This window comes from Streptomyces apricus (assembly GCF_008369065.1).
Taxonomy (GTDB): domain Bacteria; phylum Actinomycetota; class Actinomycetes; order Streptomycetales; family Streptomycetaceae; genus Streptomyces; species Streptomyces apricus.
Window position 1 is genome coordinate 1 of sequence record NZ_VDFC01000227.1, and the last position, 1,154, is coordinate 1,154.

At 67.3% G+C, this 1,154-nt stretch carries 2 protein-coding genes; both read left to right on the forward strand.

The genetic code is table 11. From position 1 onward, the window contains the following. Positions 1–827 (forward strand): helix-turn-helix domain-containing protein (locus tag FGF04_RS39355; protein WP_149516185.1); only part of this gene is annotated, 827 nt, incomplete at its 5' end. Then, positions 824–1,075 (forward strand): DUF397 domain-containing protein, encoded by a 252-nt coding sequence (locus FGF04_RS39360; protein ID WP_149516186.1) that lies wholly within the window; start codon positions 824–826, stop codon positions 1,073–1,075. The genes FGF04_RS39355 and FGF04_RS39360, both read left to right, overlap by 4 nt. Positions 1,076–1,154 lie beyond the last annotated feature (79 nt).

The window sequence follows — 1,154 nt, forward strand, 5'->3', positions numbered from 1 at the left end:
CTCCGGGGTGTGGTGGCGGGGAGCCGGAGGTGTCCGACAGCCTCAAGACGTTCGGGGAGGTGGTCAAGGCCTTCCGGAAGCGGGCCGGGCTCACGCAGGAGGAGTTCGCGCCGAAGGTGCGGTACTCCGCCCCGACCGTGGCCTCCATCGAGCAGGGACGCCGCTTTCCGCCGCCGGAGTTCGTGGAGCGGGCGGAGGAGGTGCTGGACGCGTTCGGGGCGCTCAGGGGAGCGGCCCGGCATGTGTCCCGGCGGCCCGGGCTGGCCAGCTGGTTCCGGCAGTGGGCCAGGCTGGAGGCGGAGGCGGTGAGCCTCTACACGTATGAATGCCGCCTGGTTCCGGGGCTGTTGCAGACTGAGGCGTATGCCCGGACGCTGTTCGTCAACCAGTTGCCGCCCCTCGGGGACGACCAGATCGAGGCCCAGTGGGCGGCTCGTGCGGAACGGCAACGGTTGCTGCGGGAGCGGCCGAACACCGCGTTCAGCTTCATCCTGGAGGAGCACTTGTTCCTCCGGCGCATGGGTGGGACGGAAGTGACGCGGGAGCTGGTCGACCACGTGATGGAGCTGGCAGAGCTGCGTAATGTCGAGATTCAGGTGATGCCGGTGGTGCGGCGGGCCCACGCCGGTCTGGACGGTTCGATGCAGCTGCTGGAGACGCCGGAGAACCGGTGGTTCGCATACAACGAGGGCCAGCGCGGCGGCCTGTTCGTCTCGGAGGCGAAAGAGATCAGCGTTCTCCACATGCGGTATGCCAGGATGCGGTCGCAGGCTCTCACCCTCGAAGACTCTCTGAGCCTGTTGCAGCGGATGCGAGGAGAGCTATGAGCATCACTGACCTGGCCTGGTTCAAGAGCAGCTACAGCAGCGGTGGCGATGGCGATTGCGTCGAGGTCGCCCTCTCCTGGCGCAAGTCCAGCTACAGCAGCAGCGGCGACGGCGACTGCGTAGAGGTGGCCGTAGCCATCCGCCCGGACGTCGTCCACGTTCGTGACTCCAAGATGCCGCGCGGGCCCCGGCTCGTTGTGTCGGCGGACACATGGGTCAGCTTTCTGGCGGGTGCAACCCGTCGCTGATGTCGGTCGTCCTACAGGTATAAGAACGTTGCGCGCGGGCACGTTGAAGCCCGTGGGGACATAGGGGGCAGGGGTACGG

Coding starts and splice junctions, on each gene's coding strand:
- FGF04_RS39360 (WP_149516186.1), top strand. CDS start 824: ATGAGCATCACTGACCTGGCCTGGTTCAAGAGCAGCTACAGCAGCGGT.